Raw genomic sequence first — 25,325 nt, 5'->3', positions numbered from 1 at the left:
CGCGATTGCGGTGCATATGGAATGAGGTAAACGTGCAGGTGACGAATTCGGCAAAACGCATAGTGGCGATATGCCTTTCGGCAGTGCTCATAGTCCAGGGTCTGGTTCCCGTCCCGTCCGCAATGGCGGAGACGGTGGCGAATGCAGCCGCAACGGCTGGTCGGCAAGAGGCTTCGGAGAATGCTGCCGCCGATCAGGGTAGCCGGGCCGATTCCGATGGGGAGCAAGCGGCACCCTCCGAGGAGGAGCCCGCCGAATCCGCGACTGATGTCGATGCTGCGACGTCCGACTCGGCAGCATCCAATGCCGATAGTAAAGCTGCGCAATCCACCGACCTTGCTGGCGAAGCACCTTCCGATGAGAACTCAGATCAAGCTGCAGAGGACGCGGCCGCCGCGAATAGCGATCCGACGATTCACACCGTTTCTGATTTGGCGAAGGCTTTCGAGGATAACAGCTGCGGAACAGTAACGGCGCCTGCCGACGCTGTCACTGCGGTAAACGTTACTGGTGTTGCTGGATTGCCGATCCTCTCGAATGCTGATCCCGGCTTGTACCAATCTGCCAACATCTCCCTTTCGGGTATGACTGGCACTGAGGGGTTGGATTTGTGCACTCCGGTAAGCGGATATACGTTCCAAGGCCTTGGAAGCAAAGCCGTTCCATTCGAGGGTTCTCTTACCTTGCCGAATGATATGTGGCTTCGAATCACTCGCACGCTGTTCAACGGCGTTAAGCTCCACAGCGCAAGCAGCTCCATCAAAATCAGATGGGAAGGTGCTCCGACATACAACGAGCCTATCGTTGCGGCGAGCATCGACGGCAATGACCAGACGCTTAACGTCCAGGTGCAGCTTGCGAATCCGTTCGATGCCTCCGTCACCGTCGAACCTTCAACCCCCGCTGCATCCTCGGCGCTGTTGGGAACCGCTTCGGGCAACTTGGCGGTAAGTGCCGGGTATTCCTTTACGGACGGTGCCACCCGCAAGGGCTTTGCCGTTGCTTCCACGACGGCAAATGCCGGCTTGATTGCGAATACTGTTGCATATGGCAAACTTACGATTGCAAGCGTCAGCTTGCCTGATGACATCGTGAGCACTCCGACGGTTACCGCAGCCGTAAACGCCGGTGGCCTCGTCGGCGCAGTTTGCGTTGACGATAACGGGAGCGATACGACGGAAGCGGCGGAGGTTGAAATCGCTGCAGGGGTGGACGTCTCCGCGTTCACCGTGAAAGGCGCGAATGCGTCCGGTGGCCTCATCGGCAAAGCGAACGGGTTGACGCTGACGCTTCCGAGCAGAGAAGCCGATGCGGGCACCGTCAAGCCTGCACTCAACGTGGGCGACAGCGCGGGCTGCCTATACGCTGGTGGCGTGATTGGCCAAGTTCTGTTTGCAGGGAGTGCTGTCGCGGGTTCGGCCGCCGTCACGATTTCCGGTAAAGCGTTGAATTATGGCGGAGGCGTCAAGCTCAGCGTCTCCAATGAAAAGAACGAGGCGAAGGCACCTCGGGCGGGTGCGTTGTTCGGCGAGTTGAATTTGTCTAATGGCGATGTCTCGATTGATGGAGGAACGTATAAAAGCGATCTCGTCTATGGCCGTGATAGCTCTGATACCACGAAACGCGGTGCATATGGCGGTTTAGTTGGTTCCGTTTGGGGGCAGAAGGATGGCAATGCTGGCAATGCGCTTCGGGCGCTGACGGTCTCAGGCGATGCGTCTATTGAATTTGCGCTGTCCGGCGATACGAAAGTGCGACAAGCTGGTGGCGTCGTGGGATACGAAGGCCAGGGTGGCAGCAGCCTTAACACCGTTGCCCTTGTGCTTGACGGCGTGAGCGTTACATACAAAGGTGGAGGACCTTTTTTCCAGAATGTTTGCAGGCTCGGCGGGGCGGTCGGTGTTCTTGACACGAACAACGTGCTGGACGTTCGGAATCTGTCAGTGTCAACGGCAGATAATGCGGCTATTGGCGGTGACAACGGTGAGTCTGCTGGCATTGCCGGATCGTCTTGGCGGGGGATAATCAAGTTCAGTGGCATTACCGATTTGTCTGGAGCAAAGTTCAAGAAAAACGATAAAACCGCTCTGCTGGTGCACGAGAATTTCAACTCTTTGATTTTTGCGACTGGAAGCGGCGGAAATGAGATTACGGCTGAAAGCACGTCGACTGGTTGGAAATACGTGCGTCCGACGAACGTGGTTCAGCTTGACGATATTTATGACTTTGGCCAGGTGATTCGTCTTGGCGGTAATCTCGACAGCAACTTCATCTTCCTGGATGACGGCCATAATTGGCATTTCAGCGGAACAAATCTTGCAAAGAGCGGAGGGGTGTTTCAGCTTCCAAGCGCGGCAGACTTCGCGAAATTGGCTATTGCTTGGCAAACAAGCGGATACTTTTCGTGCGTGGATGGTGTTACTGCGGGAAATGTGAGCTCTATCGCGACAGCGACGATAAATCTTCAAGGAGATATTGATTTGTCGGGCACGGGAATCACGGGCTTGACGAAGGATCGGATACCCGGAAACGCGAGCGAGCTTCCCGCAGCGAGCCAAACTTTTTCCGGAAGGGTAAGCGGTAACGGCAAAACGATAAAACTAGCCGTTGGCGAAGCCTACGGTTGGCGCGGAGACAACGCTATCAATGTTTCCGACACCAGTGATGGCAACGGTATGGTGTATCGCCACGATAGTCTTGGCTTGTTCATGGCCCTGGGTGATGGTGCGACGATCACGGGTCTCACAATCGATGGCTCGATGCGCTTCGACGATAAAGCTGGCGTGGATGCCGGACCGCTTGCTGCAAAAAGTAGCGGCACAGTAAGCGTTACGAACTCTACGTTTAAGCCGGCTATCAACTACGAGAACACAGGTGATGGCAAGGTCGCGCGGGTTGGTGGCATCATCGGTACTGTCGCTGGGGGCAGCGTGACGTTTGGCTCAGGCGCGGCAGTTGTGGCAAACATAACATCAGCTAAAACGGAAAACGGCAACGCAAACGTTGGCGGCGCTATTGGTCTTGTTGCTGCAAATTCTGCGGCCCAAATCACGGCATCGGGGCTTTCGATCTCTGGCAATATCAATTATGCAGACGGCAAAGACGGGAACATTTATGCCGGTGTTGGCGGCTTCATCGGCGTTATCAGGGAGAAGGATTCCTGGAACGGAAACTCGGCTGAGTCCCATGTCTCTATTTTGAAACTCGCGTTGGATAATCTTACGATTGAGAATAGAGTTAGTACGGGAAACAAAACTGCTGGCGGCTTATTGGGCTATAGCTGGGGAAAGGCAGTTGTTGACTTCGGCGATGCGAACAACGGTGCCGCCAACTATGCGCTCACGGCGAACGAGTCGTCGGTATCCGCTCAAAATGTCACGCAATTTGGCGGCCTGGTGTATGCCGCAAGTGGTAAATGGACGATCAATGATTACGCAATCGATTTGACCGGTGCGACGTTCAGCGCGCCAAATGCCGATTGGTTTGGTATGCTCGTGTGCAGTGCTGGCAGGAACGTCACAAGGGGTAACGGGAGCTATTTCGATTGGCTCAGTGGCCTCTATCTGCTCGACGCGGCACCGTGGGAAACCGCTTATAAGGTGAACGAAGACAAAGGGGCCGTTACCACAAAGGGCTCGGCAAATTTTGACGAATGGATTGCTGATACGCGTGGAGTCAACTGGAGTACCAAGTACCTGGTCACGGACGTTGGCGTGGATGGCGTTGTCTCGCTCCATACGGTTGATGACAAGTTGCATATGGAAGATGCCGATCAGCGTAACTCGTATGAGAACCGGACAGCGTTTGGCCAAGATCATCCCACAAATAAATATTCTCGCTATTATTACAACCTCGATCGAGCGTTCGAGGTGGTTCAAAGCAAGAATAAGCATACCGGGATCCAATGGCTAGAAACTCCTGAAGAGGTGCTGCTTTGGAGTGCGGCCACTTATGCAGCGGCTGGCATTCGGGACTACATCGTGAAAACATCAGGATCTGACGGCTATCCCTATATGACGAGTACTGCTCGTATTAGAGGTGAAATTGACCTAACAGGATATAGCTACTATCCTGTGGATGCCAGCAATATTGCGATGTTTATCAGGAATGCTTCGATTACCTTCGCCTACGAGAAGGTCAATGCAAAGGAAAACGGCAACAAGAAGAATAGCGAGCAGACGCAGCATATGAATATGCACGCTGGTTTGTTCAGGCATTTTGCGGCAACTGGTTCGGACAACAAGACGATGAACGTCGAGAACACGACGTTGTCCGGCACAATAGGAATGAACATCGACGATGATGGGAAAACCATCACTTCAGGAGCTTTGATCTGCAAAATTGCCAATGGGTCGGATACGGCTGGTGGAAGAGCCGTCGTGAACATTAACGGTCTGACGTTAAAGGGGCTTCGTGTAGCCAATGCGGATCCGGATTATGCCCCGCTGCTTGTTGCTGACATGACTACGTTTGCGGGTTTAGACGTTAAAGAACTCAGTATCTCGGAGTCTGACTACAAGAATAGTGAGAACAAATGGGTGACTGCGGGCACCAGTCTCTTTGGCAATCTTGGCGGCAGCAATGCCGACATGGTTTCGGCTACTTTTAACCAGGTCTTCGTCCCGTCATTGAATAATGGCGGTAGCATATTCACGCATGCAAGCTTGCTGGAAAGCTTCGCCTACGGTGATGGTAAAACCGGTACGGCAAGCTATACCTTCGTGAAGTCGGATCAGACTGCTGGAATGGTTACGTTTGGTGAGGAGATTGACTCCAACGGCGAATATCACGGGTCGCAGTTCTGGTACTACGACGAAGAAGGCTATGGAGACTCCAGCAATCTGGTTGATGATCATCGAGGCCATATAGCCAATGAAAACGACGCGAAATTTGGAGATTATCTTCCTTACGTCTATAAAAGCGACGACGGCGATCCTGTAGGCTCACATAAAAGCTTCCACGAAATCAAAGTCAATCAGCGCATCCCGAGTTTGGTGACCGGCTGCGGCACTTATGGTGATCCGTACGCAATAGTAAATGCCAATCAACTGTATGCAGTATCAAACTTTATCCGCAGTGGAAACGCTGCAGCCATGGACGGATGGGAAATCACAATTGTCAAGGATCAGGAGACGCTGTGTCAGCGCCGCGCCGATTCCAGCAATCACGATAACGAAGTAACATACGTCTACAGCACAAGCAACGGCTGGGTCAACAAAAATAACTCGACGGATAAACTTGAAGGCGACACGATGCAACGCTACTTGCAGAGCGCCTATTACAGCATCGAGCCAGGTGATTCCGGAGAAATCGTTCTAGATGGCGATTCATTCCAGGGCTTTGGCAATGAAGTGAATCCGTTCCGTGGCGTGATCGTTGGCAACTTGAACAAAAATGTAACAGGTCAGTCGGTTCCGACGAAGCTCGTGCTGAAAAAAAAGAGCAGCACGCTGATGGGCCTTATCCCCTACAGCTACGGCAGTGTGGTGAAGGGCCTCACGGTTGAATACGATAGCAGCGAAGCCCTGCAGGGTTCGAACGGTGTGGCGTATGCGGGTAAGAGCAGCTCGAATAACGGCGTCCCCCAAGCATTCTTCGGTGGCGTGATCGGCTGTATCGTGGGCGGCGACAACATCATCGATGGGGTAACGGTTTCAAACACAGGCAATTTCAGCGTTGCCGGAGCTGCCTCGTCGGCACACTTGGTTCCCATTGGCGGTTATATTGGCGTCATTGCTGGCGGAGGCGTGATCTTCCGCAGCATGAGCGATGACGTTTCGAAATGGCGCGACGGTGGCTCATCGCTTTACGACAACCCCTATGTTGGCCGCGTAATCGACGGCTACGCATTCAGTGAGAAATGCGTAGTGGATAATGGCGACAGCAGCTATAAGGTGAATCTGCTTGACTCTAATGATACGGGTTGTGTTACGACCACGAATACTTATAACAATTACTCATGGGGAAGCAAGAACGAGGCTGCGAAAGTCACGGTCAGTGATAAACAGGGGCTGCTTGTTCTTTCCGCAATCATCAATAGCGGTGCGGCGGCCGGAGCAGCAAGCTCGGGCTATGTGATGCCTAACGTTGGCCCGTTTTGTGGTTCATATGCGTACCGGGGAAGAACCTATAACAATGCGGCCTTAGCGGCAAAGAAGTATAAATTCGGTAATGAGCAATATGGCAAAGTAAGAAACTCTGCATACAGTACGGTAGGCGCAGTTGCAAGTACCGCTGATGAAAATTGGTCCCTTTCGAAATATGATGACTTGCAAGCGCCGGGTAACCAGAATTGGCAAGGTCCTCTTAATAGCACCGAGGTGCAAAACAACAAACGCGAGATCAATTCACCATATCTGGTAAGAACTAATGCAAATTGGGCAACGGGATATATTTGCGCACTTGGTATTTCCGGCGTAGCTATCGAGTTTGCTAAGCAAAGCGGCGAAGGCATTGACTACGATATGACCGATTACGGGTCTGGCTATCTGGGCTTGTCGGGACGCTATTATTCGAATGCCTGCGTATCGAATTATCCTTCTGCGGAGCGTCGCTTCATTACGCCCCCGATTGCGTGCATCAACGGCAACGGGGCGTCGATTAAGGTTGTCTCAAATGTCAAGGAATACGCCAACGACGATTACAAGGTATCGGGTGTTGGAGCCCTGTTCGGAAACGTGATGTATACGTCGCAGAAGGTGGATCAGAGCATCAAGGCGAACGATGGTGCAACCGTTAAAGACTTGACGTTCGATAGTTGCAACTTGTCTATCCAATACATTGATGAGTCGGGCAAAGTATTGGAAAACAAGAATGACGACACTGTTCACATCGGCGTCGGGTGCCTTGCTGGCATCACGTCGAACCTGAATAGCCAGGTTGATTATGGCATTTACAAAAACGTTCACATGACGGGATGCGCGGTTACGGGCGTCTCTAGCGCGGGTGGCCTGCTCGGCAACGCCGGCTATATGAAAATGCGTACGAATGCAACGGACCGGTATTCAAGAATGACTCAGATCGAGTGGAATAGCTGGGGCTCTCTCCAGGCGCCAGTCAAACTGATGGATTCGTCCTATATCGATTGCACCGTGACGGCGTCTCACAATGCTGGCGGCTTTGTCGGCAAGATTCGCAAATCGAATTGCGAGGTAGACGTGACGACTTATAATCCCGTCGCATCGAATTCCGTGATTCGGGCGACTAATGGATGGAACGGTGAAGCCAATACCGCTGGTGGCATTGTTGGCCTTACGGGCGGACAGGTTGTTGTTGGCGGGAAAACTTCACCAGGAAAATACGTAACGGTTTCGAACGCGACGGTAACTACCGATTGGCCAGAGGGGTCGAGTTCTACGGGTGTGAACTTTACTAGAGGATTGGGGGGTATTGCGGGTTATGTCGAAAACAATACCGTTAGCGTTTCCCATGCGAAAGTGACCTCGGACAAAAATGCTTCTGATACTGACGCCTACTATTTCGGTTGCCAACAACAGGGGAACCAGCGTTATAGGTACGTCGGCGGCCTTGTTGGCTATGGGAATCGATATTCGTCCTATAGCGATTGCATTGTTTCGAATATCAGAATCGCTTCGCGTGAATCTGGCGGCGGAATCATGGGCACCCTTGCAGGAGGCTCGTTCGTTGCGGATGGGGTTTCGATTGACTCGATTCAAATTGATGGAGCGTATTCGGGCGGTGTTCTTGGCCAGACGTCCAGCACCGGTTCAAGCGTAACGGTGGTTAACTCACGTGTGGAAAACAGTCTGTTCAAGAAGAACTCGTGTATGGGGTGGACGCATCCCGATGGCAATTACACCTATTCGGGCGGAGTTGTTGGCGATGCAAAAGGTACGATTCGAATGTGCAATATCCTGATTGCCGAAAACGCCTTCGAAGACAAAACGCACCAAGGGCTTTTGCTCGGTGATGTCGCTGATAGCGATTTGACTCGTTTCGCTGTTGCGGGTTTGGCAATCAAGCTGAAAACCGGAGCGACGAATAGCGATAATCCAGGAATCATGCACTACCGTCAGGATAGCCAAAAGGCTGCAATCAACAAGAAGTCCTACATCGCTTTTGCCGATTACAAAGATGAGCCCAAGGCTGTCCCTGGTAACAGGTTGTACAACGATGATGACAATGCTGACGGTTCCATGGCTACCGTGAAGTCGGTGAGTCCGTATGTCACGACCAACCCGGAAAACAAGTTATCGGTTAAGGATGCCTCGGGTGGGGATCCAAAATACCTGTTCGGTGACGGTGCCGCAATCGACACGGCGGCTACAATCAAAGAGCAAGCAAGGTTTCCCCAGCCTGGTCGCTACACCTATACCAATATCGGGGGAATCACCGATGATGGTCAATACAACAACACAAACAGCTACAGTGCCGGAACTGCTGCGAGCACTTACAACAAGAACAATACGGTGTCTTCAGAAGGCACCGGAAAGTTTCCGCAAGTTGCTGACGATTTCCCCATCCTGTTGATTTCGGGCAACGACACGACGACCGTCGCGAACTATCTTAACCTTGTGACGAACGGTGGCTTTTCCGACGCTGTGCGTCTCAATAACGACGCCGGCGGCCCTCATGTGACGGCGAAGGCCGAGATGTTCGAATTGCAGTCGGATGGATCGTTTGTGCGTTCGGCCGATGCGGCATCGTTGTATGTCGTGGGTGATGGCACCACTTCAATGGGGTTCCGTGCTTCTACGAGCTGGGATAACGAGAGGCATCGTTTTACGTTGCTGACCGTCACCTTCTCCGAGACGGGGCAGAAGTACAAGGTACAGGTGCCCATCATCGTGAAGCGCATGCTCGAGATTGACTTCACTGCCAGCTATGCGTACGGCACGAAGTTCAATCCCGATGATTACAGCACGCTAGGCGAAAACAGCCACGTGCTGAGCAGCTCCGGCGAGTCGATGGCCGGTTATCTCACCTGGACGTACAACGAGGCAAACGGATCCGCAACGGAATATGGTTGGGACACGCACCTTGCCAGCGGTGGTTCTATGGGCCCGCTGAACAAGTCGATCCTGTTTAGCGGAAAGACTCCAACCTTGCCGGCTGGTACGCAACTGACGTTGGTCGACACGGCGGACAACGACAAGGAGTACTATTACACGGTTCCTCAAAGCGGGGCCACGTCGGTCAAGCTCACGGACTTCGTTGCCGCGGTCGATGGGAAGTCTCGCTATGAAGAGCCTTGGTTCAGCCAAACGATGGGCGTAACGGCGTTGGAAGACAACAACGGCGTATGGGTCGAGTGCTCGAAGGATGATAATCCGGGAGCCAAGATCGGCTCGGGCGATGATGTAAAGTATTATCGCGTTACTAATGAATCTGATACGGCCACAAGGTACACCCTCAAGGTTGCTACTGTTGCCGAGGGCGAGAACAAGGGCATGGAGATTTCGCCTAGCGAAAACTTCTACCTTGTCATCACCGTGCCAGCGGGTACGAAGGCGGCAGTGAACGGTTACACATATTCCAGCATCGACACGAATGTGAACAGCCGCGTGAACGCGACGCTTCGTCCTCGCAATGCTGAGAAGCTTCTCGACGCCGATAGCCATTCCAACACGGCTTCAACATATAGCATCTATACGAACTATGGGCAAAAGCTGAGCGACAACGTTTCGGGAGCATACGCGGAGATGGGTACCTGCAAAAACGAAGATGGGGTTGGGTATCGATTACCTCTTGACGTTACCGACACGGTAACCTTCAACAGGAATCAGCAATACAACCCCAATGACAAGCTGTACTTTCAGCTCAGCAGTTCGTTGGGGCAGTACGGAAAAGATGGCAGCTTGACAAGCGCTGGCGGCTGGCCGACTGGTGTGAGTGGAACCGCGCACTTTTATGTGAAGGTGGGCGACGAATACTACACTTGGGATGGTAGCGGATGGAAAAGCGTAGGGTCTACGAAAACGGATGCCGGAGCATCAGTTCCCTGGTCGTCCGATGGCGGTGAGATGAAGTTGCAGCTGCCCTACGACTTGTCGGGCATCCGTTCTGTCGCGGCGAGCGTGGCTACCGCTGCAGACACTGAGGATGCAGCATTTACTGTTCAAGTGAAAATCGACTCGATCCAGATGAGCGAGATGGCTTGTTTATCCGGTATTGCAGCGGGTCAGTTGAACCAGCAGCAGGTGCCTTCGGCTTTCACGAGGATACGTTTCCAGTCTAGTTTGGCTGTAAGCGAAAGCACGTTGGAAACGTCGAGCATCACCGCAAACATCCCAGGTACCGTTGGTTACTATCGCGAGGAAAACGGTGATTCCACGATCGAGTTGTCGGCGAGCATGCAATCGCAGCTGGGTATCAACGTGAACGATTTGGCGTTGGCCAACGGTACCATTGCCGCATATGGAACGTATGATTTGTCCGCCATGATTGATGCTGATGACAGGATTGGCGAGGCAACTTCGGTGCGCTACATGTTGAAGTTGCAAAAGCGTACGGGGACGGATGGGACGTATGAGGACGAGTCTGTTAAAAGCCACTTCTCAGTTATCGAAAGCCCGCTTGGAGAAGGGACTTTGACGCCGATGGGCACCAAGGACGCTTTCGTCTTCATTGATCAGAAGGCTAACAATGCGTTTGCTACTCAGAAGAGCGCGAAGATGTTTCAGTTCCCGTTCACAGTCAAGGTTAATACGGATGTTGAGGACAACAACTTCACATATGCGAACTATCGCCTGGTACTGTCGGCCGAGCTACTGGACGCTAGCGGCAGCGTGATCGACACGCCAGTGAACATAGCCCTGAACTCGGGATATCCGAATTCAGATTACATCACCTACACGCTGTCGAAGATCAACACCAGCGGCATTTCGCATAGCTAGCGCGGGAGTGATAAAGCGGCCCTGAGTGATCGGGCCGCTTGCTTGTCCTCTCTGAATGGTGCCGATGAGTGTTCTGGGCCATCATGCAATTGCTAAGTGTGGGCGCTAGCGGTTGATAAAACGACAGGAATCGAGGAACTTTTCGCATGAGCATGCGAAAAGTCCATCAAGCTCTAAGGTTATTGCATGCTTATTGCAGTAATTTGCCTGCTGCAATCGCGGGAGCCTTGAATCCTTCGCCAAAGTTGTGAAAATGCCAAAATGCTGCCAAAATTTAGTTGTGATAATGTACAAATAGCAGCTAAAAATGGTTGTGTTAGTGCCAAGAGATTGGATTGCATTGCTAAAACGAATGGCCTATGATGCTTTGCTGCGGTGGAAGGCGGCTGCAAAAAGAAAGGTGCTGCTGGTCGACGGCGCACGTCAGATCGGTAAAACGTTCCTCATCGAGGAATTTGCGCGCAACGAATACGCCAGTTACATCAAAATCGACTTCCTTAACGATGCCCGCGCGGTCGAGCTTCTTGGTAAAGCGCAAGACGCTCGTCAGGTTGTCGAGATGGTTTCCCTTATTTCTGGCAAACCGCTTGGCGATAGGAAGACGCTGCTGTTTTTCGACGAAGTGCAAAAGGCGCAGAACATCGTGACCATTTCGAAGTACCTGCTCGAAGACGGCAGATTCGATGTTGTCATGTCTGGCTCGATGCTTGGCGTCGAGCTGACGGAAGTGAAGTCGTTTCCCGTTGGGTATATGACCATCCTCCATATGTACCCTCTGACGTTTGAGGAATTCTGCTGGGCGCAAAACGTTCCTCAAATGGTGCTTGACTCGGCCGGCGTTGGCAACGGCGGTCCGGGTGCGATTTCTGACGAAGTCCACGGGAAGCTTATCGACCTGTTCCGCCTGTACCTTGTAATCGGCGGTATGCCTGAGGCCGTGCAAACATACCTCGATTCCTCGCACGATTTAAGTGCTGTTCGTGAGGTTCTTAATGACCTTGTCCGTTTGTATCGGAAAGACATTGCCAAATATGCGAACGGAAGGTCGCTGCAGGTCAAGGCTATCTACGATGAGATTCCGCAGCAGCTTGCCAAGGAAAACAAGCGCTTTCAGTTGAACTCGTTACGAAAGCAGGCGCGTTATGAACGGTTTGCGAACGATTTCGCATGGCTTGTCGGCGCGAAGACTGCGCTTAAGGCGGTTAACGTTACGGAGCCTAAGTTCATGCTTGCACGCACTGAAGAGTCCTCGCGCTTCAAGCTGTATGCGCATGATTGCGGGATGCTTATGTCCCGCAATCCCATCGAGGTGGCCGCTGATGTTCTTGCCGGTGCCAAAAGCGTGAATTTCGGCGCGGTTTACGAAAACTTCGTCGCTCAGGAGCTTGCGGCGGCAGGTGTTAAGCTGCGCTACTACCACAACAACCGGCGCGGTGAGGTTGATTTCGTCGTTGAGACCAACGAGGCTCAGGTGCTGCCGATTGAAGTGAAGTCCGGCAAGGATTACAAGATTCATAGCGCCTTAAACAATCTGCTTTCCGCAGATGAATTCGGTATTTCCGAGGCAGTAGTGCTTTCCGAATTCGCTGCTCGAGAAAAGGAGAAGTGCGGGAAAGTCGTGTCGTATCTGCCCCTTTACTCGATCAGCAGCCTGACCAAGCGGCTCAATGCTGACGTTGGCGCTTTTGAGCGGCCCAGTGAAGCAAGAACCTCACTGCGCGTTGATCCGCCAACCTGGTAACCGCGAAAAGCGTCGCAAGCCGAAGCTGAAACTACCGAAATGAGTATTTGCGTTAATCGATGCCATCGTTGTTGCGGTTGAGCACCGCTCGCCCACCTAGGCGTTATTGCTGTTTAGCACCGGCGATATTCCATTCGGCACCGCCTCTCTGGTGGGTACCAGCTGCCATGCAGTCGAGTACCAAGGAGATTTCGCATGACTAGTGACGATTACGCCGTTTATTTGCTACGCAATCCGCTGCGCTGCGAAACTTGACTGCTACATGTTTCGCAATCGGTTGGTCAAAAATTTCGCAATCGGTTGGTTGAAAACCTCGCAATTGGTTGGTTATAATCTTTGCAATCGGTTGTTTTCGCAGGAAGGACCCTGCTATGAGTGCGAAATTGAATTCAAATCGGTATCTTCCTCGCTTTGTTGATAGGCTTATTGAGCGAAAGCTGGGGTATATCGGCGCTGTTGAGGTCAGGGGACCGAAATGGTGCGGTAAAACCCAGTCTGCATTGCAGCACGCATCAAGTTGGACGATGATGCAAGATCCCGATAAGCGGCAAGATTATCTGCTGCTTGCAAACACGAAGCCCTCGGTGCTGCTTGAAGGTGCAGCTCCGCATCTTATCGACGAGTGGCAGGATGCGCCGCAGCTTTGGGATGCTGTCCGGTTTGCTGTCGACGAATGCGATGAGCCGGGACGCTTTTTGCTGACGGGATCTGCAACCCCCGCCTCGGCGCCTTCGCATTCTGGCGCTGGCCGAATTGCATCGGTCGATATGAGCCCTATGAGCCTTGCGGAATCGAGGGACTCTACCGCCGAGGTGTCGCTGGCGGCGCTGTTTAACGGTGAAACCGACTGCTCGGGGTATTCCGAATGCGATGTTGAAGAGATGGCGTACCTCATATGCCGTGGCGGCTGGCCTCGTGCGGTGACTTTGCCCGATAAGGAAGACTCGCTTGAGCTTGCTCGCGACTACCTGACCACCATCGCGGAGCAGGATATTTCTCGTGCTGATGGGGTGAGCCGAAATCCACAATATGCCCGCTTGATCATGCAGGAGTACGCTCGCGTGGTTTCGTCGCAGGCAACTCAGGCATCCATCAACAAAGACTTGAAGAACCGCGATATCGACTTATCGCGAGACACGGTAAACGGGTACCTTGCGGCATTGAGAAGGCTATACGTCATTCAAGAGCTTTCGGCCTGGACGCCTTCGCTGCATGCCAGATCCCGCATAACGAAGACGCCGACGCGACATTTTACGTGCCCCTCCATCGCCGCGGCTGCACTTGGCATTGGGCCGAGGGCGCTGCTTATGGATACGTCGACGATGGGGCTTCTGTTCGAATCGCTGTGCGTAAGGGATTTACGCGTGTATGCGCAGGTTCTCGGTGGAGAAGTGTTTCATTACCATGACGAATCGGGCCGCGAGGCGGATGCGGTGGTTCAGCTGAGAGATGGCCGCTACGCCCTGTTCGAGGCGAAACTCGGGTCGGCGTTCGCTGATGACGGCGCAAAAAGCCTGCTTGCGCTGAAGGAGAAGATTGACACGACGGTTATGGGCGAGCCTGCATTTTGCGCGGTTTTGACGCCGGGTGGTTACGCGATGCGACGCAACGATGGCGTGTTCGTGGTTCCCATAACGTGTCTAACCGCCTAAGGTCTAGATGAGTGTGTGCAGCTGTCTGAGGTGTGTCGCGAAAAACGTTGCAGAGCGTAATGCTGCGCGATTTCGCTCAGGTTTTGATATTGCGATTGGCCCGCATATGCAGCAGCGCACGAAGTTCGAAAAGAAGCGTTTGTCATGTTCCGCCTGGAAAATGCGATTTTTCCCACTTCTTAGGCCTTAAAAGTGGGGAAATTGACAGAAATTAGGCGGAACATGGAATGAGGTGCTTATGGAGCGCTATTTGATGGAGCAGCTTGTTGCTTGGAAGAGCAAGGCTAACAGAAAGCCGCTTATCCTCAACGGGGCGCGCCAAGTTGGGAAAACGTGGTTGCTGAAGGAATTCGGCAAGCGCGAGTTCGACAACGTTGCCTACGTGAGCCTCGATTCCAATCAGGCGGCAAGTGCACTTTTCGACGAAGGCTTCGATGCCCAGCGCGTTCTCATGGGGGCTTTCGCTTGCAACGCGGCAGGAGATCAAGCCGGGTTCCACGCTTATCGTTCTCGATGAAATTCAGACAACCCGCGCGCAATCACGGCGTTGAAGTATTTTTGCGAGGAGCTTCCTGCGTATGCGGTTGCGGCGGCGGGCTCGTTGCTGGGCCTGTCGGCGCACGAGGGCTCGGGTTATCCGGTCGGCAAGGTCGAAACCCTCAACTTGCACCCCCTTAGCTTTCGCGAATATCTTGACGCGACGGGCGATCGGTCGCTGCGCCTGCTGCTCGACTCGCAGGACACGCAGACCATGGCGGCGTTCTCCGAGCGCGAAGTCCTTGCGTTGAAAACGTATTACTTAGTTGGCGGCATGCCTGCAGTGGTGAACGAGTATGTTGAAAGCGATGATTTCGCCCAGGTCAGGGCATTGCAGAATTAAATTCTGGAGGACTATACCCGCGATTTCGCCAAGCGCATGCCCATGCGGCTGTTCCCGAAGGCGCTTGATGCGTGGCATTCTATTCCGGCGCACCTCTCGCACAAAAACAAGAAGTTCGTCTTTGGGCACATTCGCGAAGGTGCTCGTGCGAAGGATTTCGAGGATGCGCTCATTTGGCTTCAGCAGGCGGGCCTTATCAGCACGGTTTCCCGGGTGAAAAAACCTGCGCTTCCGCTGTCTGCACATGACGACCACAAGGCGTTCAAGGTGTTCCTGCTCGACATCGGGCTGCTTGGCGCCATGAGCGGCGTCGATGCCGCAAGCATCGTGCAGGGAAGCGGGATCTTCACCGAATTCAAAGGGGCCTTAACGGAGCAGTATGTGTGCCAACAGCTGATTTCCGATTGCGGCGTTGGGCCCTATTACTGGTCGGCCAAGAGCTCGACGGGGGAGATCGACTTCCTTGCGCAAGACCAGGGGGCGGTGTACGCAATGGAGGTCAAGGCGGAAGAGAACCTGCGCGCAAAAAGCTTGCGCGCGTTCAAGCAGGCGAATCCGCAGGTGAACGCCGTGCGCTTCTCGCTCTCGCCCTACCGCCAGCAAGACTGGATGCGCAACGTCCCGCTCTACGCCGTCGCGAACAAGGGGCTGTGGGGCTAGCGGAGCGACGCGCTTTGCGAGCAAACCGAGCCGTAAAGTAGGTTGTGTCGACGTACCGCAGCGCCTGCTCGACGCCGGCGTCATTGAAGAGGGCGTCGACGGCAGCTTCTCGTTCGCCCTGCCCGGCTTCGGCGAATACGTAAACCAGCGCTTTCGGTAGAGGGGCTTTGCGGCTCTGCGACAGCGCTAGCTCACGGGCTACAACCCAAGTTGCGGCAAGCGCCCTTCGATCTTCTTGCTCACATGGTCATCAAGATACGCACTGCTGAGCTTTGATTTGTCGTAGGCCAGGTACGTTCCTTGCGTCTTCTCAATCAACTCGTGGGTGAAAAACTGCTCCCAGCTAAAGAAGCTTTCGCTCTCGATGTATGCGGCGGGGTTCGCAAGCATATCCCGCGTTTGCTTGTCGTTGAACAGCCCTGATTGCAGTACAAGCCACTCAAACGATTCGGGAAGGAAAAGCTGGATATTCTTGAACCTTTGGAGCGAGGTCAGAAGTTCCATTTCGGGTCCAAACGCTGCGCCGTCTGCGATGACAAGTACGTTGCTTTCTTGCCGTTCGAGTACGGCGTTGTAAACGTTAGATTTCCCGCCAGCGCTTATGCAGGGGATGCCGCTGCGCTTGCACAAAGCGTTAAAGAACTCAAACCCTGAATTGCTATCCTCTACAACAACCACATCCGGTCTTGAGCCATCGAAAGAGGCGTCGCCATAAACGCGGTATGTTGAAGCATATGTGCGCGAATACACGGGATATTTCGTGGTCGATCGGTTGGTGTTTCTAAGCCCGTAGATCTCGTCCACGCTGTAGGGCAGCTGCGGCAGCGATTCGCGCGCGACCAGTACGTAGTAGTTGCTGCTGTGGCGCGCTGCGTGTGCGAATTCGTACGTTCGCATGAAGGCGTTATCTTCGTCGACGAATACGATGCTGTTCTCGATAGCGGCTAGGTCGTGCATCCAGTTACGCCCCGCCAGGACCTTGCAAGGCGCTGCGCAGTTGACGAAGGCGCCGCTGTCTTCGCCAAGCTCGTCGTAGGCGGCAATCAACTCGATCAAGGTTGTTTTGCCGGTTGCGCTGTTTCCTTGCAGGATGGTGAGGTTTCGCGATATCGTCAGCTTGATCTGCACCTTGTTGTTGCGCGCTATGACCTGGTAAGACCCCTTCATTGCGCAGCCTCCCTTAGGCACTTGCCTGCAACCAAAACAAGTTCATCCATGGTGTGCACGGTTTCGCTCGTGTTCGCCACGTGGATGGTGAAGCGGCGATTGCCGAAGTTCATAAGATGGTACAGGTTGATCGTGATGTCCTGAGCCTTGCCGATTGCCAGTATCCATCGCGCACAGTTGTCGCCGCAGTTCGAGGCGTTGTAAACGCGCTCTGGCATGAAATGCATAAGGAGGAGCGTTTTAGTTCCGCTTGATAGCTTCTCGGGGGGAATGACGCCCAGAATTTTCGTTTCGATAGCGTTCGGTCCCAGCACAACGCCACGATCGACCGCCTTGATAACCTTTTGGGCAAAGGGGTCCTCGAACCATTCTGGGGAGTACACGTTGTTGAAATAAACTGACGTGTTGTAGACCACGCCGTCCATATCGCCGTAGTGAATCGTGAGCATGCGCAACCTTTCTTCGCTAGAGGCTCAGTATATACCAGCGAAGCGGAAGGGCGGCACGCGCAACAAAAGCGACGGAATGCGGGGCTCAGGAACGACTTGGCGTTTGTGCGCGCAGTTGCTTTCCGATTACGGCGTCGAGCCCTACTAGAGTTCTTCTCCAAAGTTGTGAAGTTGTTGACATAGGATTTCTAAGATATCCTATTATTTCTGCATCGCATTCAATCAATAGTGAGAGGCTCGGTATTATTTGATGACAAACGGTAAACCGAAGCATGCTTTGGAGCTAATTCCAAAAGCAATATCTGTGAACAGATTTCCTCGTATCTCATATTGTCATTTGGCTCGAGCAAGGGTTGCCTTTTGGGGATTGTCTTCTCCGCCGCATGTTCACTATCTTTGACGCTTCCTCTGTATTCTAACGGAAGTGGTTTGGTATCTTGCGCCGCGCTCGCGTTTCCCCTAGGCGTTCTCGTATTCGTGGTTTTGTCTTTGCTCGCAAGATTCTCCTTTAAGCCTGGCGAATGCGAGCGATCGCGAAATGGTGGAACGCGTTTGTTTGCATTTGCGGCGGTTTCATTCATTGCGATATGGGTGGTACTCGGCCTTGCTCCTTTGTACCCGGGATGTTTTTCTACCGATAGCATCGATATATTGAAAATGGTCTCTGGGATGCCTTTCGAATCCGATCATTTTCGTTACGATACTCTCAACAATCATCATCCTGCTGCGTATGTTTTCCTTATTTACATCATATATAACGCCTGCATGTTGTTTGGATTCTCTCAAGCGACGAGCGCAGCGATTGTCGCGTTCGCCCATCTGTTTGTGCTGGCATTGTGCTGTGGCTTTATTGTTCGTAAGGTGTCCGAGCTTTTTCTTCGGCCAGCGCTCACTCTCGCGTGCTTTGCGTTTCTGCTTTGGGACCCGTTGCTGGTTTGGTATTCTGTAACGGTTTGGAAAGATGTCGTCTTCTCTGGGCTATTTGCCTGCTTTGCCTTGCTACTCGTAGATATTAAGGTGAACCCGAAACAATATGCCGCTCATCTGCTTCGGGGGGGGCGTGCTGCTCATAGCGTTGGCTTGCTGTCTGCTTCGAAGCAACGGGTTCATTGCCGTTATCGCGACCATGGCGATATTCGTTTTTGCGGTATCTCGTGATTTTAGAAAATACTTGGGTGGATTGACCGTTTGCGTTGCGCTGTTGTACTGCGTGATTACCGGCCCGATTTATTCTTTCGCAAATGTTGTCCCGGCTCATTTTTCGGAAGCAATTGGCGTGCCGTTGCAGCAAATTGGAAAAGCCATTCACGATGGAGGGGACATTTCCGAGGAAGACCAGGTATTTCTTGCTCAGATTCTCCCGCTTGAAAGCTGGGGAAGTTTGTATGACAGCTCATCACCGAACTATATAAAATTCGCGCCTGATTTTAACGATGAATTTCTCGAGAGTAACAAAGCATCATTTGTTTGTGCTTGGGTGCGTGTAGGGATCAACAATCCTGGAACGTACGTTAAAGCGTGGATTGACCAAACAAAGGACTACTGGAGTTTAAAGTCTCATACTTGGTATGTTGTTGGTTCGGGGCTTGGCGATTTTGCAACGCAGGATAGCGTTGATTCAGGCTTTTCCTGGCCAGTCAGCGAAGCGTTTTTGAATGATGCGCTAAATCTGGCCGTATTAGCATTTCCGCATCTGTATTCAATTGGATCATTGGCGTGGCTTATGGTTCTTTGCTTTTTCATTGCCGTTATAAAGAAGCGATGTTCAGGCGCAATCTTCTGTATTCCATTCATCATATTGTGGGCAACTTTTCTGCTTGCGGCCCCAGCAAGTGATTTTCGATATATGTTTGCGCTCCATTTAGCGATTCCTTTGTTTCTCCTATTTGGCTTTTGCGATTTGAAGCCACGAAATAGCGTTGATTTACATGCGGATAAAGATTTAAAAATACGCCTTTCGTTGAACGAGTAGATGCCGGAAAACCATATCGTAGGAATGCTGATTCTGTGATATGGCTTTCCGCGATAGCGGCGACAACGCTGCGGATTATTGGTGCCCAGGATTGAAGTTATTCCTGGGCATCTGAGGCGCATTGGGTGCGGCTACGAAACGATGAGACCAGGGAGATGATCATGATGAGGGCGCTTATTGCGTAAGCAACGATGTTCGCAAAGCTGACGCCGTTCATTCCGAATAGCGGTATGAACGCGAATGCTGCAGGAACTGAGAGAGCCGCAGCACATACATTGCCAATGAAGCTTCCACGAAACTTGCGGAGTGCAACAAGGACATCGTTCAAGAACCACACATAAGCTGTAATCATTGAGCAGATAATGGCGGGAATCAGAAGGTATGTGTACGGCGCGATGCCGCTTCCGTACATGAGCGTCAAAATCGGTTCTCCCAGGAATTCAAGAGCAACTGCTGCAACGATTCCGAGTGCGGCTATTCCAAGGCTTGCTTTTACAAGAAGAAGAAACAGGTGATGCATGTCCTTTTTCGCATACGCTTCGGAAAAGTAACCTAGCAAAGGGTTGTAAATATAGCTTGCGCCCATTTGAATTATGGTCACTGGTGCTGCAACAGAAGCGTATATTCCTAAAGCGGTCGTGCCTTCCATTGACGATAAGATCTGCTTTGGGAGCGATGGGGCCGCTCCGCAAGCGACAGCGGCAACCACGATAGGGAAGCAATAGCTTAGTAAATGCCAGGCTTTCTTACGGCTGATTCCGATTTTTAGCGGTTCGAAATGCGTTGATTGCGGCAAATCGTACAAAAGTCCTATTGCGATAATAGCTACCGTCATTGCAATGAGCGTGATAACGAGATTGCTTGTGAGTACTTGCGCAATGCAAAAAATCAGCAGAGAAACAACGCCCTGCATGGTGAGGGATTTTCCGACAAGATCCATTCGTCGAAATTGCTGATCAAGGCCATGCAAAACGTCTATGAGCAGGCTTGCGATTTTGTATGCAGCATAAGCAATGATAGCAGGCAGAGCAGCTGGTTCGCAGGTTGCAATTGAGTAGACAGCTATGCAGGCCAAAGCAATGCTGCAAGTGAGGATTCGGAAAGCAAAGTATTCGCCAACAGAGTTTTCGTGCTTCACATCCGAAACTTGATATGTGTACATTCGGTACAACGCAAGAGACGAGAACATGTTGTAAACGGACATTGCCAAAGATAGCATGCCAGCAACATCGTAACCGTTTGTCAATCTTACGACCAGAACGGTAATGAGCCACTGGCATCCTAGGTATACAAGTGAGCCGAACGAATTCCAAAACATATTTTGTTTTAGAGAAAGGCCGTTATCCGCATTGTCTGCCATTTTTGTTCTAGTCTTTCCAATACGCAGTGCAGAAGTGGGTTTCTCTTTGGTCGACAGGAGGAAGTTCCATATATTGACCGTATACGGATGTTAAATACTGATCCCAGTCGCGAGGCGCAAGGAACATTTTCCCCTCGAATTCTAGTTCGGTGGCTTCGAGTATGCTGTAAGGCATACGCTCTTGTTCTCCGTAGCTCCAGACCACGAGCGCGACGTCGTTTTCAGGGCATATTGGTGTAGAGGCAACTTGGTTATCAAGGTTCCGTGCGATTTCGTAGATATCGTTTTTGCGATATAGGGGAACAAGGATTCGCTTAACCAGTTTTCTTAATTTAGTCGTTCCGTAATTGGGATTAGCGACAACAACATTATATTTTGCATGGGCTTTTGCGTTTAACTTGAATGGTTCGCTGTCGTTCTTTTTAACGCCGTCAAGAGGAAAGATGTCAACCCATGCGCCCGTGCGATATTTCGGATCAATGTAGTGTTCAATCACAATTGTTTTTGGATTGACCATTTTGAAGAATGGATATATCGATGTTTTGTCGCGATACGAAATCAGCTGCATTTCGTCGTCGGTGTTGTTTTCTTTGAAGAATCGGTAGAACGCTTCATAATCTGGTCTAGGCATCGTTATATCTATGTCATCGTCCCAAGGAATGTAGCCCTTGTGGCGCACTGCGCCAAGTAAGGTACCTGAATTTAAGTAATATCGAAATCCTTGTTCGCGGCATAGAACATCGATTTTTTGAAGGATATCTAATTGTAACTTTTTGCGTTCGCTGACGCTGATTTCTTTCATCTTCATCACTTCTTATTTTGGCCGGTATACAGTGTGACAGAGTATTTGCGCTGGTAACCAAGCAGCTGCTGCCAAAAACCGGTAAGGTGCATTGCTAATGGCGCCGCTTTGCTGCGCGAAATGACACCCTACCATATAAAGGATAGTTTCATAGAAGCGAAGCCGCCAGGTCTCAGCGTATTCGATATACATCCGCTTAAGTTTCATATATCCAATTGGGTTTTCGCGCGTGACTTTTCTAACGTTTGCCGAATAGCCATCTGCGCGGTAGTTCGCAATTATCAGAATTTTTGGAATGACGGCGAGTTTATAATGCTGATCAATTTGATGAAACACATACGTCTCGGCGATAAACTTCTCGTTTGGCGCGACATCAAAAGGATACTGTTTTAAAATCTCTGTCCTGTGAGCTACCGCTACATCTCCTTTGTGATGATGTTTGTAGTAGAGATCCCACATCGTAGTGAATTGCAAACCTTTTGGAAAACTTGTTTGCAAGGGCGTTGCGACATCTTTTCCGTCCATGCCGATTACGCCGGCAATCGTTGGGTCGTCGTGCACTTCGCCCCACTTGTTTAAAATCGTTGCAACCATATCAACGGGTACTGTGTCATCGGAATCAACGCACATGAACAATTCGCTCTTGCAATGTTGGACGCCGGTATTGAAGGCGCGCTGCTTTCCTCCGTTGGCTTGCTTGATATAGGTTATCGGGAACTGACCTTTAGCTTGGAAGTTACTTACGAGTTCTTGCGTGTTGTCGGTCGATCCGTCATCCACAATAAGCCATTCAAACTGCATTGTTGTCTGGCGGCAAAGGCTATCAAACAGGTCAGAAAGACAATATGCACGATTATATGTTGGCGTGAATATGCATAATTCATTAGAAGATGCCATTGGCTGTGCCTTCCTTGAGCATGAGAAAGATAATGCAATAGAATAGTCTATTATATCTTATCTGCATGTATACAGCTTGGGCTGAAACGATAGACGTAGGGAGAATAGATGCAATACAACCAACAAGTACTTCGTCGCTTGCAGCTGACGGAGCTGGGAATGCTTGTGGATATTGACTGCGTGTGTCGAGAGCACGGTATCGCATATTTTTTGGATTCTGGGACGATTTTGGGAGCCAGGCGCCACGGTGGATTCATCCCTTGGGATGACGATGTTGATTTGGGTATGCCTCGAGACGACTACGAGCGTTTTCTTGCGGTGGCACCCGAGGCTCTTGGGGACCGCTATTGCGTTACGCGCCCGGAGGATAATCCCCACCAGGCTGCACTTTTCGCAAAGGTTATGTTGACGGGCACACGCTTCGAGACGGAAGAATCGCAGGAGGCGGGATTCGATCAGGGTATATTTATAGATATCTTCCCATACGATGCCGTATGCTCGGATTCTGCTAAAGCCAAGCGACAGCGGCGGCGCTGCATAATGTGGCAGAGCCTTTCGTATCTGTATCACTCGAAGCATATTGTCGTTCCTCATTCTGGAGCGCTTGGGTCGGTTGAGCGCTTTGGTTGCCGCGTTGCCCACGTATTGGTTCGAGCCTTTATGAACCCATCGCGCATTGCCAAGGGGTTCGATGCGTCAGCGAAGGCGGCTTACGATGATGCAAATACGGCGTTTATGATGGCATCCTCGTACGCTGCTGTTAGTCCATATCCTCGTGAGATGCTGCTTCCGACGAGTGAAATTGAGTTTGAGGGGTACACCTTTTCCGCCCCTGCCGATATTGATGGGTATTTGCGGACGCAATACGGTCCGACTTGGAATGAGCTTCCGCCTGAGAACCAGCGCCGTAATCATGCGCCCAGTGTGTTGGATTTTGGCGATTGCATGTAACAAGAAGATTACGTTCGCGCAGTCTGTTCATATTTAACAAAGCCTTTACAAAAATGAACACTCACCCTAGACTCGTCTCCAAGAGTTCGAGTCTAGGAGTTTGTTTACGTGGACATATCGCACAGCGTTTTCAACGTGCTCCGTGCGCTGGCGCAGCACGATATTGCCAATCAGCGTCAACTTGCTGCGGCTGCCGGAATGTCGCTTGGTTCCGCGAATCGCATCTTGCGGTTATGCGCCGATGATGGCTTGGCCGAAGGCTTCCGCCTGACCCCGCAGGGCTATGCCGCGCTGGAGCCATACAAGGTCGATAATGCCATCATTATGGCGGCGGGTATCTCCGCGCGCTTTGCTCCGCTTTCGTACGAAAAGCCGAAGGGCCTGTTTGAGGTGCGTGGCGAAGTGCTCATCGAGCGCCAGATTCGCCAGCTGAAGGAAGCGGGCATCACCGACATCACCGTGGTGGTTGGTTACATGAAGGAAGCGTTCTTCTACTTGGAAGACGCGCTCGGCGTGAACATCGTGGTGAACCCCACATACGCCACACGCAACAACAACGGCACGCTTATGCAGGTGGCCGATAAGCTGCACAACACCTATATCTGCTCGTCGGACAATTACTATGCTCGCAACGTGTTTGAGCCGTACCAATACCAGGCATGCTATGCTTCGGTGTTTTCCGAGGGCGAAACCGCTGAGCACTGTGTCGAATGTTCATCGCGCGGAACGATCACTCACGTGCAGCAAGGCGGCGCCGGAGTGTGGACGCTGCTTGGCTATGCCTACTTCGATGTATCGTTTTCGCAGGCGTTTCTTGATGTGCTGCGGCGGGAATACTATCGGCCCGAAACAGCACCGAAACTGTGGGAGGACCTGCTGGCGGAACATTTGCGCGAGCTGCCGCCCATGATGCTCGATAAATTCGAGCCAGGCGTGGTGTACGAGTTCGACTACCTTAGCGATTTATGCGCGTTCGACCGCGATTTCATGGCGAACGTGGACTCCGCCATTCTGGACAACATTTGCCGGACGCTTGCGTGCGAGCGCGAAGACATTGTTGACGTCGAGCCGGTGAAGGCGGGTCTGACGAACCTGTCGGTGCTGTTCAGCGTACATGGGGTTCGCTATGTGTATCGACATCCTGGTGATGGCACGGAGGAGATCGTGAACCGCCGAAGCGAAGCATATGCGCTGCGCCTGGCCAAGCGCTTGGGGCTTGACGACACGTATGTGTTTGCGGAAGCCGATGAGGGTTGGAAGATTTCGCGCTACGTTGACGGCTGCGTCTCGTTTGATTACCGCAATCCGCAGCACGTGCGCGGCGCGCTTGAGCTTGTGCGTTGTTTGCACGAAAGCGGCGAAACATCGCCGTGGTCGTTCGATTTCGCTCAGGAAACGCAGCATGTGACGAAGCTGTTGCGTGACAAATGGTATCCGTTCCCGGCGGATTTCGATGCGCTGAGCGAGCGTATTGCGGGAATTGCGCAGCGCCTTGCCGCCGAAGGAGCAGCGCCGGTGATGTGCCATAACGATTTCTATGGCCCCAACGTGCTGGTGGGTCCCGATCGCATGCACCTGATCGATTGGGAGTACGCAGCTATGGGCGATTACGGCTGCGACCTGGGAAACTTCTTCGCTCAAGGTTCGGGGTACTCCGTTGCCGAGTCCGTTGCAGTGCTGGAATTGTACTTCGGTCGTCCGGCAACGGCGCAGGAGGTGCTTCACTGCTTGGCATGCACGGCGGTCGTGGGGTTTTACTGGTACGTGTGGGCAATGTACAAGGAATCGCAGGGCAACGCTATGGGCGAATGGCTCTATAAGTGGTATCGTTCGGCCATTGAGTATGCGAATGCGGTCGATGCGCTACGCGGTTCGGGCAAGTTCCCTTACGAACCGTGCGCGTTGTCCGACGTGTGGATGGGGAAGGAAGCGGAGTAA

Annotated in this window: 13 protein-coding genes and 1 pseudogene; 9 read left to right on the top strand and 5 right to left on the bottom strand. The window is 52.2% G+C overall.

Translation table 11 applies throughout. The features are described from left to right. Positions 1-32: 32 nt before the first annotated feature. The 5 genes and pseudogenes from ET524_RS08705 to ET524_RS11770 all read left to right on the top strand — a co-directional run bounded on the left by ET524_RS08705 (position 33) and on the right by ET524_RS11770 (position 15,789). On the top strand, positions 33-10,856 hold the full coding sequence (locus ET524_RS08705; RefSeq protein ID WP_129425037.1) for a hypothetical protein: 10,824 nt from the start codon (positions 33-35) through the stop codon (positions 10,854-10,856). Between the two features lie 307 nt (positions 10,857-11,163). After that, entirely contained in the window at positions 11,164-12,597 is a 1,434-nt protein-coding gene (locus ET524_RS08700; protein ID WP_129425035.1) for an ATP-binding protein, read from the top strand. Between the two features lie 371 nt (positions 12,598-12,968). Beyond that, a complete protein-coding gene (locus ET524_RS08695) occupies positions 12,969-14,249 on the top strand; it encodes an ATP-binding protein (RefSeq protein WP_129425033.1) in 1,281 nt (426 codons plus the stop codon). 238 nt (positions 14,250-14,487) lie between these two features. Continuing rightward, a pseudogene (locus ET524_RS11985) lies at positions 14,488-15,129 on the top strand (ATP-binding protein). After that, positions 15,130-15,789: a DUF4143 domain-containing protein gene (locus ET524_RS11770; protein WP_408005802.1), complete on the top strand. Its 660-nt coding sequence runs from the start codon at positions 15,130-15,132 to the stop codon at positions 15,787-15,789. Between the two features lie 198 nt (positions 15,790-15,987). Here the strand turns inward: ET524_RS11770 and ET524_RS08685 are convergent, their stop codons facing one another. Continuing rightward, a complete protein-coding gene (locus ET524_RS08685) occupies positions 15,988-16,917 on the bottom strand; it encodes a translation initiation factor 2 (RefSeq protein WP_129425031.1) in 930 nt (309 codons plus the stop codon). Between the two features lie 35 nt (positions 16,918-16,952). Further along, complete coding sequence (locus tag ET524_RS08680; protein ID WP_129425029.1) at positions 16,953-17,405, bottom strand: DUF4869 domain-containing protein; 453 nt, start codon at positions 17,403-17,405, stop codon at positions 16,953-16,955. A 360-nt stretch (positions 17,406-17,765) separates the two neighbouring features. Here ET524_RS08680 and ET524_RS08675 point away from each other — a divergent pair, with 360 nt between their 5' ends. Further along, positions 17,766-18,563 carry a hypothetical protein gene (locus ET524_RS08675; RefSeq protein ID WP_408005794.1) on the top strand — a complete coding sequence of 266 codons (798 nt, stop codon included), beginning with the start codon at positions 17,766-17,768 and terminating at the stop codon, positions 18,561-18,563. Beyond that, on the top strand, positions 18,466-19,377 hold the full coding sequence (locus ET524_RS08670) for a DUF6020 family protein (RefSeq protein ID WP_408005793.1): 912 nt from the start codon (positions 18,466-18,468) through the stop codon (positions 19,375-19,377). Before ET524_RS08675 ends, ET524_RS08670 begins: the two co-directional genes overlap by 98 nt. 97 nt (positions 19,378-19,474) lie before the next feature. Here the strand turns inward: ET524_RS08670 and ET524_RS08665 are convergent, their stop codons facing one another. Genes ET524_RS08665 through ET524_RS08655 form a run of 3 tightly spaced genes read right to left on the bottom strand, consistent with a single transcriptional unit; the run spans position 19,475 to position 22,436 of the window. After that, complete coding sequence (locus ET524_RS08665) at positions 19,475-20,737, bottom strand: lipopolysaccharide biosynthesis protein (protein ID WP_129425023.1); 1,263 nt, start codon at positions 20,735-20,737, stop codon at positions 19,475-19,477. A 7-nt stretch (positions 20,738-20,744) separates the two neighbouring features. Further along, positions 20,745-21,539 (bottom strand): LicD family protein, encoded by a 795-nt coding sequence (locus ET524_RS08660; protein WP_161566656.1) that lies wholly within the window; start codon positions 21,537-21,539, stop codon positions 20,745-20,747. 12 nt (positions 21,540-21,551) lie between these two features. After that, entirely contained in the window at positions 21,552-22,436 is an 885-nt protein-coding gene (locus ET524_RS08655) for a glycosyltransferase family 2 protein (RefSeq protein ID WP_129425019.1), read from the bottom strand. Positions 22,437-22,544: 108 nt separating this feature from the next. Here ET524_RS08655 and ET524_RS08650 point away from each other — a divergent pair, with 108 nt between their 5' ends. Together ET524_RS08650 and ET524_RS08645 are read left to right on the top strand one after the other, a co-directional pair. Beyond that, positions 22,545-23,387, top strand: coding sequence for a LicD family protein (locus ET524_RS08650; protein WP_129425017.1), 843 nt, complete (start codon positions 22,545-22,547; stop codon positions 23,385-23,387). Positions 23,388-23,495: 108 nt separating this feature from the next. Then, the gene (locus tag ET524_RS08645) at positions 23,496-25,325 is read left to right on the top strand and encodes a phosphotransferase (RefSeq protein ID WP_236648294.1); all 1,830 of its coding nucleotides are present in this window, start codon (positions 23,496-23,498) and stop codon (positions 25,323-25,325) included.

This window comes from Senegalimassilia faecalis, assembly GCF_004135645.1.
Lineage (GTDB): Bacteria > Actinomycetota > Coriobacteriia > Coriobacteriales > Eggerthellaceae > Senegalimassilia > Senegalimassilia faecalis.
This window is presented reverse-complemented; position numbering and strand designations above follow the sequence as displayed.